At 72.1% G+C, this 14,519-nt stretch carries 11 protein-coding genes; 4 read left to right on the forward strand and 7 right to left on the reverse strand.

Going from position 1 to position 14,519, the window contains the following annotated elements:
• The first annotated feature begins 20 nt into the window (after nucleotides 1-20).
• Nucleotides 21-836 (forward strand): excalibur calcium-binding domain-containing protein, encoded by an 816-nt coding sequence (locus ACWED2_RS10600; RefSeq protein ID WP_449690195.1) that lies wholly within the window; start codon nucleotides 21-23, stop codon nucleotides 834-836.
• A 14-nt stretch (nucleotides 837-850) separates the two neighbouring features.
• Nucleotides 851-3,121 carry a helicase-associated domain-containing protein gene (locus ACWED2_RS10605; protein ID WP_449690196.1) on the forward strand — a complete coding sequence of 757 codons (2,271 nt, stop codon included), beginning with the start codon at nucleotides 851-853 and terminating at the stop codon, nucleotides 3,119-3,121.
• Here ACWED2_RS10605 and ACWED2_RS10610 read toward each other — a convergent pair.
• Together ACWED2_RS10610 and ACWED2_RS10615 are read right to left on the reverse strand one after the other, a co-directional pair.
• Nucleotides 3,091-3,741, reverse strand: coding sequence for a class F sortase (locus ACWED2_RS10610; protein ID WP_449690197.1), 651 nt, complete (start codon nucleotides 3,739-3,741; stop codon nucleotides 3,091-3,093). The two genes, ACWED2_RS10605 and ACWED2_RS10610, sit on opposite strands and share 31 nt — an antisense overlap.
• Nucleotides 3,738-4,205 carry an excalibur calcium-binding domain-containing protein gene (locus ACWED2_RS10615; protein ID WP_449690198.1) on the reverse strand — a complete coding sequence of 156 codons (468 nt, stop codon included), beginning with the start codon at nucleotides 4,203-4,205 and terminating at the stop codon, nucleotides 3,738-3,740. The genes ACWED2_RS10610 and ACWED2_RS10615 overlap by 4 nt, the downstream gene beginning before the upstream one ends.
• A gap of 285 nt (nucleotides 4,206-4,490) precedes the next feature.
• On the opposite strand from ACWED2_RS10615, the gene ACWED2_RS10620 reads away from it, so the two are divergent.
• Nucleotides 4,491-5,117 (forward strand): response regulator, encoded by a 627-nt coding sequence (locus ACWED2_RS10620; protein WP_410562524.1) that lies wholly within the window; start codon nucleotides 4,491-4,493, stop codon nucleotides 5,115-5,117.
• A 208-nt stretch (nucleotides 5,118-5,325) separates the two neighbouring features.
• Here the strand turns inward: ACWED2_RS10620 and ACWED2_RS10625 are convergent, their stop codons facing one another.
• The 5 genes from ACWED2_RS10625 to ACWED2_RS10645 all read right to left on the reverse strand — a co-directional run bounded on the left by ACWED2_RS10625 (nucleotide 5,326) and on the right by ACWED2_RS10645 (nucleotide 13,736).
• A complete protein-coding gene (locus tag ACWED2_RS10625; RefSeq protein WP_449690371.1) occupies nucleotides 5,326-6,711 on the reverse strand; it encodes a histidine kinase in 1,386 nt (461 codons plus the stop codon).
• 59 nt (nucleotides 6,712-6,770) lie between these two features.
• Nucleotides 6,771-9,992, reverse strand: coding sequence for a thiol reductant ABC exporter subunit CydD (gene cydD, locus ACWED2_RS10630; protein ID WP_449690199.1), 3,222 nt, complete (start codon nucleotides 9,990-9,992; stop codon nucleotides 6,771-6,773).
• Nucleotides 9,989-10,996, reverse strand: coding sequence for a cytochrome d ubiquinol oxidase subunit II (gene cydB / locus ACWED2_RS10635; protein ID WP_449690200.1), 1,008 nt, complete (start codon nucleotides 10,994-10,996; stop codon nucleotides 9,989-9,991). The genes cydD and cydB overlap by 4 nt, the downstream gene beginning before the upstream one ends.
• 228 nt (nucleotides 10,997-11,224) lie before the next feature.
• Nucleotides 11,225-12,697, reverse strand: coding sequence for a cytochrome ubiquinol oxidase subunit I (locus ACWED2_RS10640; RefSeq protein ID WP_449690201.1), 1,473 nt, complete (start codon nucleotides 12,695-12,697; stop codon nucleotides 11,225-11,227).
• A 79-nt stretch (nucleotides 12,698-12,776) separates the two neighbouring features.
• Nucleotides 12,777-13,736, reverse strand: a complete 960-nt coding sequence (locus ACWED2_RS10645) for a S41 family peptidase (protein ID WP_449690202.1) — start codon at nucleotides 13,734-13,736, stop codon at nucleotides 12,777-12,779.
• 186 nt (nucleotides 13,737-13,922) lie between these two features.
• Here ACWED2_RS10645 and ACWED2_RS10650 point away from each other — a divergent pair, with 186 nt between their 5' ends.
• A complete protein-coding gene (locus ACWED2_RS10650; RefSeq protein ID WP_449690372.1) occupies nucleotides 13,923-14,510 on the forward strand; it encodes a TMEM165/GDT1 family protein in 588 nt (195 codons plus the stop codon).
• The last annotated feature ends 9 nt before the right edge of the window (nucleotides 14,511-14,519 follow it).

A 14,519-nucleotide genomic window follows, 5' to 3' on the forward strand; every position in this document is an offset into this window, starting at 1 on the left:
GAGGAACGAGGAAATCCCGCATGCAGCCGAAGAAGCGCTTTCCGAACTGGCTGAAGATCGTCCTGGCCGCGTTCACGGTCCTGTTCGTGCTCGGCGCGATCTTCGGCGAGGCACCCGATCCGAAGCTCACGACCGCCGCCGCTCCGGCGTCCTCGGCACCCCCGCCGACCAGCACGACCACGTCCTCGACGCCGACGACGGCGGCCGTCACCTACACCGTCGGCAGCGTGCCGGACGGCGCGACCGTCGTGGTCAACGGCAGCGATGGCACCAGCAAAACGGTGCACGTCCTCGGTGTGCTCGCCCCGGCCGCCGGCACCGGTTGCTATGCGGCGGAATCGCTCGGGTGGGCCGCCTCGACGCTTTCCGGCAAAGCCGTCACGCTCGGCGCGGAAACCGCGCAGGGCATCTCCTTGACGCTCGCCGACGGGCAGGACTACGCGACGCTGGCCATTCGAATGGGTTATCTCAAGTACGCGGCCTCCGCCGCTTCGCCCGCGCTCGCCGCCACCGAAACCGCGGCGAAAGCCGCCGTCAGCGGGCTGTGGGGACCGCCGTGCAACGGGACCATCGACGCGCCCGCGCCGACGCCCGCCCCGGTGCCGACGCCCACCCCGGCACCGAAGCCCACCCCGGCACCGAAGCCGGCCCCGGCCACCAAGGCGGCTCCCCCGCCGCCGCCCGCGGAGACCACCGAAGAAGCTCCGGCCCGCAGCGCCTACTACGCGAACTGCTCCGAGGCGAAGGCCGCCGGCGCGGCGCCGCTGTACCGCGGCGAACCGGGCTACCGGTCCGGGCTCGACCGCGACGGCGACGGCGTCGCCTGCGAGCGGTGATTTAGCCTGGGCCGATGACGACCGCCGACGAACTGCTCGGCAGGCTCGCGGGCCTGGACAAGGACGCACTGGCCAAGGTGCTGGCCCACCGGCCGGACGTGCTGGCCGAGCCGTGGCCGCGGCGGCTGGACGTCGTCGCCGCGCGGCTCGCCTCGGCCGAGTCGGTCGATGCCGCGCTGCTCGCGTTGCCGTTGCCGCTGGTGCAGGTTCTGCGGGCCGTCCAGCTGTGTCACGCGATCGGGCGGCGGCCCGTGCCCGTCGCGGAAGTCGCCCGGCTGCTCGGTGCCGCGGACGTCGAGTCCCATGTGGACGAACTGGCCGACCGCGCCCTGCTCTGGCGGGACGCGAACGGCATCACGCTGCCGGCCCTGCTGCACCGCACCGGCTTCGGCGCCGAAGGCCTCGGTCAGCCCGTCGCGAACCTGCTCGGCGAACTCGGCACGAGCCGGCTGGCGGCGCTGTCCCGCGCCCTCGGCCTGCCCGGCTCCGGCCGGAAACCGGAGCTCCTGCGCGAGCTCGTCGGCTTCTTCCGGGACGGTGAGCGCGTCCGCGAGCTGTTCGCCACCGCGCCCGAAGAGACGCGGAAACCGTTGCGGGACATGGCCGACGGCGTTCCCGAGGTGGAGGGCGTGGCGCCGGCGGGCTGGGCGTTCGACCACGGCTTCCTGTTCGGGACCTACTTCGGCACCGCCACCATGCCGATCGAGGTGTCGCTGGCGCTGCGCGGCCCGGACCACCAGCTGCCGTTCACCCCGGTGGAACCCGGGTACGCCGTCACCCACACCGGTGCCGAAGCGGCCGAAGCGGCGTCGTCGGCTGCCGCGTTGCGGTTGCTCGACCGCGTGTCGGCGGTGCTCGACCTGGCGGCCGCGCAACCGTTGCCGCTGCTCAAGGACGGCACGATCGGCGCCCGGCTGGTCAAGAAGCTCGCCAAGGACACCGGGGCCAACCCGGCGGAGATCGAGCTGGCCATCGACCTCGCCGCGCAGGCCGGGCTGCTGCTGGCCGACGAGCCACCGCCGCCGCGCCGCGGCCAGAAGGCACCCGCGCCCACGCTCGCCCCGGACCCGGACCTCGCCCGGCCCGAGCCGGCCCTGCTGTACCGCCTGCTGTTGATGACCTGGTGGGACCTGGCCGCACCGGAGTTCGAGGTCGACGTCGACGCACTGGTGCGGCGGCTGGTCGTGCGGCTGACGGCGCGGCTCGCTCCCGGCGACGCGCTCGACGTGGACTCGCTGACCCGGCTCGCCGAGTGGCACGCGCCGATGCTGCCGACCGACGATCTGGCCGGGCACGTCCGGATGGCGCTCGAAGAAGGCGAACTGCTCGGCGTCCTCGCGCACGGCGCGGCGACCGCGGCCGGGCGTGCCCTGCTCGCCCCGGAACGGCTCGTCGAAGTCACCGACGAGCTGGTCTCCCGGGCGCGCACGACGGCGTTGTTCGGCACCGACCTGACGGCGATCGTGCCCGGCTCGCCCGACGCCCGGCTCGCCGCGCTGCTCGACCGCGTCGCCGACCGCGAAGCGCAGGGCACCGCGACCAGCTGGCGGTTCTCGCCGTCGTCCGTGCGGCGGGCGTTCGACCAGGGCGCGACGACCGGCGGGCTGCTCGAAGACCTGCGTGCCGTGGCCGCGGGTGAGCTGCCGCAACCGCTGGTGTACCTGGTCAACGACGTCGCGCGGCGGCACGGCGAGGCGCAGGTGATCGACGTCGCGAGCGTCGTCGTCGGCGAACCCGCCGTGCTGGCCGAACTCGCCGCGCACCGCAAGCTCGCCAAGCTCGGCCTGCGTGCGGTGGCACCGACCGTATTGACGTCCACTGTGGACGCGGCGCGCACACTGGAGGCGTTGCGCGAAGCCGGTTACGCGCCGACCCGCCACGCCGCGGACGGCAGCATCGTGCTCCCCGCCCGTGACCAGGCCGAGCCGACGGTGGCCGTCCGCGACCCCGAACCCGGCGAGCTGCCGCCTGATCCCGCCGGCCACGCCGAACGCCTGCTGGCCGGCCCGGCGAGCGGCCCGGCCCTGCTGCGCGGGCAGCTCGCGCGGGCGATGAGCGACCGCTACGCGGGCCGGCTCACGCCGAAGCAGCAACAACTCTGCTGGCAGCTCGAAGCCGGGCTGCCGGTCGACATCACCTACCGCGGCGAGCACCTCGTCATCGCCTACCCCGAGCTCGACGGCGAGATCCTGGACGTCTGGTCGCTCGTGGAACGCGCGTACCGGCGGCTCGAGCTGTCGGATGTCGAGCTGGCTCAGGCCTCGACGGCGGTGAGCCTCGCGTAGGCCACGACGTTGTCGAGGTAGTTGCCGCTCTCCCGGTCGAACGCCCCGCCGCAGGTGATCAGCCGCAGTTCGGGGTCCGGGGTGTCGCCGTAGACCTCGTCGGTCGGGAACGTGGCCTTCGGGTAGCGGTCGACGCGGTAGACGGTGAAGACGGCGATCCGGCCGTCCGCGCGGCCGACCCTGGCCTGCTCGCCGGGGCGCAGGTCCTTCAGACGGGAGAAAGCGCCGGGCACGTGCTTGTAGTCGACGTGCGCGGCCAGCACGGCCGGGCCGGTCTCCCCGGGCGAGGGCGCGCCGGTGAACCAGCCGACCGTGGTGGCGTCGCCCGGGACCTCCAGCGCGCCGCCGGACGTGAGGCCGAGGTCCTTGATGTCCTCGGCCCGCACGCCGATCGCCGGGATGGTCAGTGACGCCGGTTTCGCCGCGGGGAGGCCGTCGGCGGTCGCTGCCGGGGTGTGCGCGACGCTGGCGGTGCCCGCCGGGTTCGTGGCGGGCGGGCTCGGCGGGGCGACCTCCTGCGGCGCCTTCGGTGACAGGACCAGGACGAGGGCCACGGCCAGCACCACGCCGAGCGCGGCGACGACCGCCGTGACCGCGGGCCACAGGCGCGGGTGCCTCAACTCGGGCGCCGGCGCAGGTAGAGCACCATCCCGCCGGACACCGCCGCGGCGAGCAGCGTGCCGCTGACCACGAGGAAACCGGGAACTTCGCCGTCCGGCTCACCACCGCCGGTGGCGACCCCGCCGACCGGCTTGACCTTCACCTGGTGGCCGGTGGTGGCGGGCTTCTTGGTGGACGTCTTCGGCGCGGGCTTTTCCGCCGTCGCGGTGGTGGTGGCCGGCTCTTTCGGACGGTGCGCCAGTGATTCGCAGGCGATTCCGTCCTTGTCGCGGTCCAGGCCGTACGGGTCGCCCGGAGTGGCGTCGAGGACGGCCTGGGCTTCTTCCTGGAACTGGTAGTCCGAGCAGTTCTTGTCGCCGTCGAGCGGCGTCGCGAGCTGGGCGGAGGCGAAGGGGACGGGGCCGAGGAGAGCGAACCCGGCGACAGCGGCGGCCGTCGTCAAGGCACGGCGAAACAGGGACAACGGAATTCCTTCCGAACGGGATTCGGTGCGATTGCGTGGTTACTATCGCCACCTCGTCCACGCCGTTACGGACGTTTCCGGAATTCCGGAAATGCCAGCGCCCCACGAAGAGCGGCGGGTTCCGTGATTCTTTCGCACTTACACCCCGACCTGCGGATTTGCCGATCAGGAATGCATACCGGCCGGGATGTTACGCGGTTCGCGGTCACACCTTTGAGGTAATCCACGTGTGACAGTGACGACCGGCCGCCGCCGCGGCACCCGGGCACCCCGTAACCTCGGGGTATGCCGATCCAGGTTTTGCTCGTCGACGACCACGAAGTGGTCCGCCGCGGGCTCCGCGACCTCCTCGGCGACGAGCCCGACATCGAGGTCGTCGCCGAAGCGAGCAGCGTCGAAGAGGCCCTGGCGGTGGCGATGCACGTCGAACCGGAGGTCGCGGTGGTCGACGTCCGCCTCGGCGACGGCGACGGCATCACGCTCTGCCGCGAACTGCGGTCGAAGCCGAACCCGCCGGCCTGCCTGATGCTCACCGCGTTCGACGACGAAGAGGCGATGGTCGGCGCGATCATGGCCGGCGCCGCGGGCTACCTGCTGAAACAGGTGCGCGGGCAGGACGTGGTGAACGCGGTCCGCGAGGTGGCGGCCGGCCGGTCGCTGCTGGACCCGGTGAGCACCGCGCGCGTGCTGGACAAGATGCGGCACCCGCCGACGGACGAGCTGGCGACGCTCACCGAGCGCGAACGCGACGTGCTCGAACTGATCGGGCAGGGCCTGTCGAACCGGGAGATCGCCGAGCGGTTGTTCCTCGCGGAGAAGACGGTCAAGAACTACGTCACGTCGGTGCTGGCGAAGCTCGGCATGCAGCGCCGGACGCAGGCGGCCGCCTGGATCGCGCGGCGCGAGAAGTAACCGTCCGCGGCCGGCGCGGCCGCAATCCGCCGTTCGCTGCGACCTTTTCAAGCCTCGTCACGGTCAGCCACGTCGATCCGGGCGTTTTCGGGTAAAGATTCACTCGAACGTGAGTCGAATATATGTTCGACCAGCCGATAAGATCGTTGCCGAGGGCGTGGAAGGGAGGCTGGATGACCCGAGAAGGGTGAGTCGCGGAAGGTACGGATCAGTCGAGCGGCAGGTCGAACGCGACGAGGGTGCCGAGGCTGGGTGAGGAGTTCAGGAAGAACTTCCCGCCCGCGGCGTCCGCACGTTCGGCGAGATGACGCAGACCGCGGGTGGCGACGCCTTGGGGAACGCCGGAACCGTTGTCCCGGACGCGGAGTTTGACGCCGCCGGAATCCCTGGTCAGCGTCACGCGGGTTTCGCTGGCGCCGGAGTGCCGGACCACATTGGACAGTGCCTCGCGCAGCGCGGCCCGGATGTGGTCGGCGCGTTCCGCGGGGATGTCGGCGAATTCGCCGGACAGCTCGAGGGTCGGCGGGTAGCCGAGCAGCTCGCCGGCGATGCGGACCTCGCCGCGCGCCGACTCGGCGAGGTCGGTAGGCGTGCCGGTGTCGTGGCGAGGCTCCGGTGACCTGAGCGCGCGCACGGTGCCACGGATTTCTTCGATGGTCTGGTCGAGCTGGTCGATGGCGTCGGAGAGCCGGGCCCCATCGGCTTGGGCGAACCGCTTGCGCATGTTGCGCCGGACCCGGTCCAGCTGCATCCCGGCACCGTAGAGCCGCTGGACGATGACGTCGTGCAGCTCGCGGGCAATGCGCTCCCGCTCTTCGTAGAGAGCAACGCGGTGGCGCGCGTTGGCGCCTTCGGCAAGGGCGAGGACAACACCGGCTTGGGCGGCGAAGGCCACGAGCATCTCGACGGTCCCGGCGGAGAAGGGTTCGCGCCCCCGCTTCCGGTAGACGGTGAGAGACCCGAGAACCCGCCCCCCGGACCCAAAGGGCGCGGCGGCAAAGGGCCCATAGCCGCGAAGCTCGGCGGGCACATAGGGCGCGGTCCGCGGATCGATGGTGAAGTCTTCACTGGAGACGGGTTCGCCCCCACGAGCCACCCGCCCGGCCGCGGAGTCGGCGGGAAGAGCAAGCCCGCGCAACGACTCACCGGCGGAGACTCCAGGCTCGGGGCTGCCGGACGCCTGAGTGGCGCGGCTGGGGAAGGCCTCGCCCGCAGGCGTGGTGGGGCCGGTTGCGCTGGGGTCGCCGGGCGGAGCTGTGTCCGGGCCACCAGAGCCCGCAGGGCGCGCACCTCCCGCAGGCGAGGAGGGACCGGTTGCGCTGGCGTCGCCGAGCGAAGCTGCATCCGGGCCACCAGAGCCCGCAGGCGCTGCGGAGCCGGTGTTCGGCTCGGCGGGCGTTGCGTAGTGCGCAGCCTCGACCACCACTCGGCCGTCCTCGGTGCTCACCATCGCCAAACCCAAGTCGGCGTCGGCCAGTTCGGCTGCTCTTGCCACCACCGTGTCCAGCACCGCTCCCGGGTCGTCGCCGGACAGGGCGGTGCTCGTGATCTCGGTGGCTGCGGACAGTGCCCGCGCGGCAAGCGTCGGATCCATGAGTTCGGTCATTATCGCGCGGCGCGGTGGCGGCACGGCAAGGACACCAGGGAAATCGATCACCGGACCGGCACCCTGGTGACGACCCGGCCGTCGCGCACCTCGAGGACCACGTCGGCTCCGGCCGCCTCCTCGGCGACGTGCGTCACGTGCACCACCGTCCGGCCCGCCAGCGCCTCCCGCAGGTGCGCGCGCACCGCCTGTGCCGTCACCTCGTCCAGGTGTGCGGTGGGCTCGTCCAGCAGCACCAGCCCCGCCGACGGCGCTCCGAGCAGCGCCCGCGCCAGCGCCACCCGCTGGGCCTGGCCGCCGGACAGCCCCGTGCCGCCGCTACCGAGCAGCGTCTCCGGCGAGACGTCGGTCAGCGCCGCGCCGCTCAACGCCGCGCGAAGGTCCTCCTCGGTCGCGGTCGGGCTGGCCAGGCGGAGGTTCTCGGCGATCGTCGTCGCCGCGAGCATCGGCTCCTGCGGGGCCCAGGCCACCGCCTCCGGGACCGCGACTTCGCCACGCCGCGGCGCGAGGAACCCCAGCAACGCCGCGACCAGTGTCGACTTGCCGGCCCCGCTGGGGCCGACCACCGCCGCATAGGTGCCCGGCGCGAGCTCCACGTCCACGTCGTGCAGCACCAGTGGGCCACCCGGCCAGCCGAGGTCAGCACCGCGCAGCGCAACCGCCGTCCCCGAAACCCGCGCGACAGGCGCTTCCGGTGCGTCGGCGAGGCGGCGACGCGCCGTTTGCAGCGTGTCCCAGTGCTGCGCCACCGGCGGGAGCAGCGCCAAGACCTCCGCCAGCGCCAGCGGGACCAGCGCCGGCAGCGGCGCCAGGACCGGGTCGAGCCGCCCGCCCGCGACCGCCTGGGCGGCGAGCGCCGTGCTGACCACCGCCGCCGCTCCGCAGATCAGCGTGACCAGGGCTTCCGCCGCGCCCGCGCCGAACGCCTGGCGGCGCGCCTGCGTCACCAAGCGGGTGTCGGCCTCGGCGAGCGCGCGCCGACGGTCGGCCGCCTTCCCGAACGCCAGCAGTTCGGCCGCTGCCTCGAACAGCACCAAGACCCGGGCGGCCACGTCACGACGGCCGTCCGCCAGCGCCGACGTCGCCCGGCGCTCGGCACGCAAGGCGACCCACGGCGCGCACAGTCCGAGTGCCACCGCCGCCGCGAGCGTCAACCCCGCCGCCGGCAGCACCCACGTCTGGACGGCGATCGCCCCGGCCGCGACCAGGGCCACCACCAGCGGTGGCGACACCACCCGCGGCAGGAGGTCGCGCACGGTGTCGACGTCGCCGACCAGCCGGCGTTGCCCTTCGCCCGCGCGCAGGCTGCGTGCCGGTCCGAGCCGGACCAGGGAATTCCACAGCCGCACCCGGACGCGGCCGGCGATGCGGAACGCGGCGTCGTGCGTGACCAGCCGTTCGACGTACCGGAGGCCCGCGCGGCCGAGGCCGAACGCGCGGACGCCCACCACCGCGACCGTCAACGTCAGGATCGGCGGCTGCTGGGACGCCTTCGCGATGAGCCAGCCCGACGTCGCCGTCAGCGCCACCCCGGCCAGCAGCGCGAGCGCGCCCAGGGCGGCGCCGCCGAAGAGCCGTCCGTCGAGGAGGGCACGCCAGCTCAGCGGCGCGGCCGACGAGTCCACAGTGGACGCTTCGGCGGCGGGAGCGGCATCGGGCGGCAGGTCGACCGCCGCGGTGCGCTCGTGGGACGCGATGATCGCCGCGGCGCCGCTGTCGACCGCGCGCTGCACCGCGTCGAGCACCAGGCGGGCGCTGGCCTCGTCGAGGTGGGCCGTCGGCTCGTCGAGCAGCAGCAGCCAGGCGCCGTGCTGCACCCGGTTCAGCGCCCGGGCGACGGCGACGCGCTGACGCTGGCCCAGGGACAGCTGGGAAACCGGCCGGTCGGCGAGCCCGGCCAACCCGAGTTCGGCGAGCACCGCGCCGGCGGAGCCCACCTCCTCGCGGACCGTCCCGCCGGTGAACACCGGCGATTGCGGCACCCACGCGACCTGTTCGCGCCAGCGCACGAGGTCGGCGTCGGCGAGGTCCGTCGAGCCGACCGTGATGGCGCCGTCGTGCGCCGGGACGAAGCCGAGCAGGGCCGAGAGCGTCGTCGATTTGCCGCCGCCGCTCGGGGCGCGGAGCCAGACCGTCTCGCCGGGCCGGACCGCGAACGACTCGCCGTCCGGAGCGAAGCCGCCGCGGCGCGCCACCCGGAGGGCGGACACGCGCAGCGCACCGCGAGACGGGATCGCGGTTCCCGCCGGACGCACCGGGAGAGCCAGCAGGTCGGCGACGCGCCGGACCGCTTCGACGCCGTCCTCGCTGGCGTGGAACGCGGCGCCGACCGCGCGCAGCGGCTGGTAGCACTCCGGCGCGAGGATCAGCACGCCGAGCCCGATGGCCAGCGGCAGGTGGCCGCCGGCGAGCCGGACGCCGATCACCACCGCGACCAGCGCCACCGAGAGCGTCGCGACCAGTTCGAGCACGAACGCCGAGGAGAAGGCGACTTTCAACGTCTTGAGCGTCGCGCGGCGGTGGCGTTCGGAGAGCCGCCCGACCGTCTCGGCCTGCGCGGCGGCGCGGCGGAACGCGGTCAGCACCGGCAGCACGCGCACGAGCTCTAGGAGCCGCTCGGACATCCGGTGCGTCGCGTCGGTCGCGCCGGCGACGCGGTCGGCGGTGTACTTGCCGACGAGGATGGCGAACATCGGCAGCAACGGCACGGTCAGCGCGACGATCACGCCGGACGGCCAGTCGGCGAACAGGATCGCCGCGCCGGCGCCGAGGGGTACGACGGCCGCCGTCACCAGGGCGGGGAGGTATTCGCGGAAGTAGGCGTCGAGCGCGTCGAGGCCGCGGGTGGTGAGCGCGGTCAGCTCGCCGTGGCCGCGCCGGGCGATCCACTCGGGACCCAGGCGCAGCGCGTGGTCGACGGCCTTCGCGCGCAGCTCGCGTTGCGCCGTCGCGGCGGCGCGGGCGGAGACCGTGCGCACCGCCCAGCCGGTCAGCGCGCGCGTCGCGACGAGCGCGAGCAGCGCGGCCAGCTGGGCGGTGCGTCCCCCGGAACCTGCTCCGACGATCGTCGCGAGGACGTCGGCGAGCAGGAATGCCTGTGCGACCAGCGCGGCGGCGTGGAGGAAGGACAGGAAGCCCACCAGGGCCAGCGCTCGGCGCACGGCCGGCACGAGGGCCGGCAGCGCGCCGAGCGGGCCCTTTCCCGGCCGCGCCGAGTCCACTGTGGACTCCGAGGCGAGAAGGGTTGCGCGCCCGGGAAGTTTGCTCATGGTGCGTGAACCGCCGGGATGTGCTGGGTGCCGATGCGCTTGCGGAACACCCAGTACGTCCAGCCCTGGTAGATCAGCACCGCGGGGGCACCGAAGACGGCGACCCACGTCATCACGGTCAGGGTGTACGGGCTCGACGCGGCGCCCTCGATGGTGAGGGTGTTGGCGGCGTCGAGGGTCGACGGCAGGACGTTCGGGAACAGCGAGCCGAACATGACCACCGCGGCCCCGGCGATGACGACGCCGAGCGCGGCGAACGCCTGCCCGTCGCGGTCGGCGCGCAGCCGCAGCCAGGCGACCGCCGCCGCGGCCGCGCTGATCCCGAACGCGAGCAGCGTCCACAGCGTGCCGGCGCGCCACTGGACGACCGAGAGGAAGGCGACCACCGGCACCATGGCGACGGGCAGCAGCCTCAGCGCCAGGGTGCGCGCACGTTCCCGCAGTTCACCGCTGGTTTTGAGGGCGAGGAACGCGGCGCCGTGGGTGATCGAGAAGGCGGCGATCGCGACGGCGCCGAGCAGGGTGTCCCAGCGGACGGCGGCGAACGCTCCGCCGGCGCGGTTGCCGGCGGCGTCGAGGGGCAGGCCGAGGACGGTGGTGGCGAGGATGAGGCCGACGCCGAGCGGCGGGATCCACGAGCCGATCATGATTACGCGGTCCCAGTTGCGGCGCCAGCGGTCGGAGTCGACCTTGCCGCGGTACTCGAAGGCGACGCCGCGGCCGATGAGGGCGAGCAGCACGAGCAGGAGCGGCAGGTACGCGGCCGAGAACAGCCCGGCGTACCAGGCGGGGAAGGCGGCGAACATGGCCCCGCCGGCGACGATGAGCCACACCTCGTTGCCGTCCCAGACGGGCCCGATGGTGTTGACCATGACGCGCCGCTCGGTGTTGTCCTTCGCGAGGACGGGCAGCAGCATGCCGACGCCGAAGTCGAAGCCTTCGAGGAAGAGGTAGCCGAGCCAGAAGAAGGCGATGACGACGAACCAGACGATTTCCAGGGTCATCGGGCACCTACCACACCGGTCGGACGCATCCGGCTCTGCGCGGCCTGGTGGCCGTGAGTTATCCACAACGGGTCGAGTTGTCCACAGATTTGCTGTGGGTAACCCTGGAGAGTGACCGAGCCGATACACTGGGTTCGGGGACGCCCCCCGGGAAGGGCGGGGGCTGCTTTTGGGAAGTCTGGGCCTGCTGCACAGCTGCTGAGCTGCGGGTTTGTCATCTTGACCTCCTCAGTACGCGAAGGCGAGCGTGTCGCCCTCGGCCTCGTCGGAGTCCTTTTTCGGTGGGGGCATCACCGCGTCGACGCCGCCGCGGATGTACTTGCGCATCAGGTAGAGCTCCACCACTCCCAGCGCCGCGTACACCGTGGTCAGGGCGATCAGGGACGTCCAGACCTCGCCCGTCGTCAGCCTCGAGACGGCCTGGGCGGTGAACATCCACACGCCGTCCACGCCGGTCGGGTTGGGGGCCACCACGAACGGCTGGCGACCCATTTCGGTGAAGATCCAGCCCGCGCTGTTGCCGAGGAACGGGGTGGCGATGCCGCCGAGGACCAGCCAGGGGAACCAGCGGCCGCCCGGGACGCGGCCGCGCCTGGTCAGCCACAAGGCCAGGAGTCCGATGCCCGCCGAGACCGCGCCGAAGCCGATCATCATGCGGAAGCCCCAGTACGTCACCGGCAGGTTCGGCACGTAGTCGATCGGCTTGCCCGCCAGCGAACCCAGTGCCGGGTCGTCCGGGTAGTTCGTGCCGTACTTGGCCTGGTACTCCGTCACCAGGTTCTCCACGCCCTTGACCTCGGTCGTGAAGTCGTTGTGGGCCAGGAACGACAGCAGCGCCGGCACGTTGAACGTCTTCACGTCCTCGCAGTTCGCGCCCGAGACGTCGCCGATCGCGATGATCGAGAAGCTCGCCGGCTTTTCCGTGTGGCACAGCGCTTCCGCCGACGCCATCTTCATCGGCTGCTGCTCGAACATCAGCTTGCCCTGCGTGTCACCCGTGATCGCCAGTACCGCGAACGCGGCCACGCCGACCCAGCCACCGAGGCGCAGCGACGAGCGCCAGACATCCTCGTGACCGCGCTTGCGCCAGAGGTGCCAGCCGGCGACGCCGACCAGGAACGCCGCCGCCACCGAGAACGCGCCCGCGAGGGTGTGCGGGATCGCGGCCAGTGCCGTGTTGTTCGTCAGAACCGCCCAGATCGAGTTCATGGTCGGCTTGCCGTTCTCGAACGTCACGCCCACCGGGTGCTGCATCCACGAGTTCGCGGCCAGGATGAAGTACGCCGAAGCCATCGTGGCCAGCGAAAACGCCCACGCGCACGCCAGGTGCACCTTCTTGGGCAGCCGGTCCCAGCCGAAGATCCACAGGCCGAGGAACGTCGATTCGACGAAGAACGCGACGAGCCCTTCCATCGCCAGCGGCGCGCCGAAGACGTCGCCGACGAAGCGGGAGTACGCGCTCCAGTTCATCCCGAACTGGAACTCCTGCACGATCCCGGTCACCACGCCCATGGCGAAGTTGACCAGCAGCAGCTTGCCCCAGAACTTGGTCATCTTCAGGTGCCGCAGCTCGCCGGTGCGGACCCAAGCGGTCTGCATCGCCGCGACCAGGATCGACAGCCCGATGGTCAGCGGGACCATCAGGAAGTGGTAGACGGTGGTGATGCCGAACTGCCACCGCGCTAGCTCAAGGACCTCCACGTGGTCCAGCGTGCTCCGGGGGCCGGGGGCCGGCCAGATCAACTGGTCCCGTCCGGGGCAGGACCAACGTCCCGGGTGACTACAGCTGGTCGAGCGCCTTCCGCGCCTCGTCCGCCACGACCCGCCGCGGGCCGTCTTCGCCCAGCTCGAGGACGTGCCGGAGAGCCAGCGCGTAGGCCGTGTCGAACGCCTTGTCCGCGGAGACCTCGATGTCCGGCGACACGCCGACGCCCTCCCAGTTCTCCCCCGACTGCGGGTCGTACGAGCGGGCGATCGGCACGGTCACGTCCAGGTAGGTGTCCACTTTGTACCGGTCGCAGGGGTGCGCGCCGCCCCGCGTCACTTCGCCGACGGTCTTCGCGCGGCCCTGCCGCTGCAGCGAGAAGGCCAGGTCCTCGCCGCCGGAGAACGTCACCGGGCCGGTGAGCACCCAGATCGGCTTGGCCCCGCCGAACTTCGGCCCCGGGACGTACGGCAGCGTCCACATCTGGGTCACGCGGTCGCCGTCGCGCTCGTAGAAGTCGAGGTAGTGGGTCCGCTCGTCGACGAGGTAGCTCTGCAGGAACGCGCTGGTCTCCGGGTCACCCCCGCGGTTGCGCCGGACGTCGATCAGCAGCGCGTCGGCCGGCGCGACCAGCGTCATCGCGGCCGAGAAGGCGGGGGCCGCGAGGTCGATCGGGTAGAGCATGGTCGTGTCGAGGTAGCCGACGTTGCCCGGCAGCCGCCGCACCTCCGCGATCCCGAAGTTCTCCAGCTCGGCCGCGCGCCGGAAGTCCTCGGAGGCGTGTTCCGCGTCACCGTCCACGGCCACGGGGTCGACGTGGTGACGCAGCCGCAGGTGCTTGTCGCCGTTCACCGACTGGAGGTCGGTTGTGACGGCCGTCGCCAATTCCGCCTCGTCGAGGTCGGCGTACGCGCCTTCGTCGAGTCGCGCGCGAAGCACCTTCGCGAGCTTCGCGGCGACGTCCGGGAAGACGTAGTGAGCTTCCAACCGGCGGATGACCTCTTCGACCTGCGCAGCACGCGCCCGTGACCCCATGCCGGTGAACCTACCGCAGGCCACAACCGAAAATTCGGCACGCCGAAAAAATTTGTGCGACACCCCTGGATGCCAAATTCATGGCCGCCGATCAGGCAATTTCGCGCGGGCCATCAGCTTGCGGCGTTCTAAACCTCCCCTTTATCGTTGCAGTGAAAGGGGCGACGAAAACTCATGACTGCCGCTATGGTGGCGCTGATCAGCGCGTTCGGCCTGGTCCTCGCCGTGGAACTGCCGGACAAGACGCTCGTCGCAACCCTGGTGCTGACCACCCGTTTCCGCGGCTGGCCGGTTTTCGCCGGGGTGTGCGCCGCGTTCGCCGTGCAATGCGTCATAGCGGTCGCGTTCGGCAGCGTGTTGACGTTGTTGCCGGACGTCGTTCTTTCGCTGGTCGTCGCCGCGATGTTCGGCCTCGGCGCATTCATGCTCCTCCGCGAGGGCTTCAGCGAAGCCGACGAAGCAGGTGAAGACGCATCGCGGACCGGCCCCTCGCCGCTGTCCTTCACGCGCTCGGCGATGACGTCGTTCGGGGTGCTCTTCGCCGCCGAGTGGGGTGACGCCTCCCAGCTCGCGACGGCGAGCCTCGCGGCCCGGATCGGCAACCCCTTCGCCGTCGGCGTCGGCGCCTTCACCGCGCTCGTCGTGGTCGCCGGGCTCGCCGTGTTCATCGGCGGGAAGATCCGCAGCCGGATCAAGCCGAAGCTGATCCAGCGCTGCGCCGGGTTCGCGTTCGCCGGGTTCGCGGCGTTCGCCCTGGTCCAGCTGGCCTTCTGACCGATCCTT

Source organism: Amycolatopsis sp. NPDC005003 (assembly GCF_053600695.1).

What these genes read in the sequence shown, in the direction of transcription:
- ACWED2_RS10600 (WP_449690195.1), top strand. Translation starts at nt 21, where the DNA reads ATGCAGCCGAAGAAGCGCTTTCCGAACTGGCTGAAGATCGTCCTGGCC.
- ACWED2_RS10605 (WP_449690196.1), top strand. Translation starts at nt 851, where the DNA reads ATGACGACCGCCGACGAACTGCTCGGCAGGCTCGCGGGCCTGGACAAG.
- ACWED2_RS10620 (WP_410562524.1), top strand. Translation starts at nt 4,491, where the DNA reads ATGCCGATCCAGGTTTTGCTCGTCGACGACCACGAAGTGGTCCGCCGC.
- ACWED2_RS10625 (WP_449690371.1), bottom strand. Translation starts at nt 6,711, where the DNA reads ATGGATCCGACGCTTGCCGCGCGGGCACTGTCCGCAGCCACCGAGATC.
- cydD (WP_449690199.1), bottom strand. Translation starts at nt 9,992, where the DNA reads ATGAGCAAACTTCCCGGGCGCGCAACCCTTCTCGCCTCGGAGTCCACA.
- cydB (WP_449690200.1), bottom strand. Translation starts at nt 10,996, where the DNA reads ATGACCCTGGAAATCGTCTGGTTCGTCGTCATCGCCTTCTTCTGGCTC.
- ACWED2_RS10645 (WP_449690202.1), bottom strand. Translation starts at nt 13,736, where the DNA reads ATGGGGTCACGGGCGCGTGCTGCGCAGGTCGAAGAGGTCATCCGCCGG.
- ACWED2_RS10650 (WP_449690372.1), top strand. Translation starts at nt 13,923, where the DNA reads ATGGTGGCGCTGATCAGCGCGTTCGGCCTGGTCCTCGCCGTGGAACTG.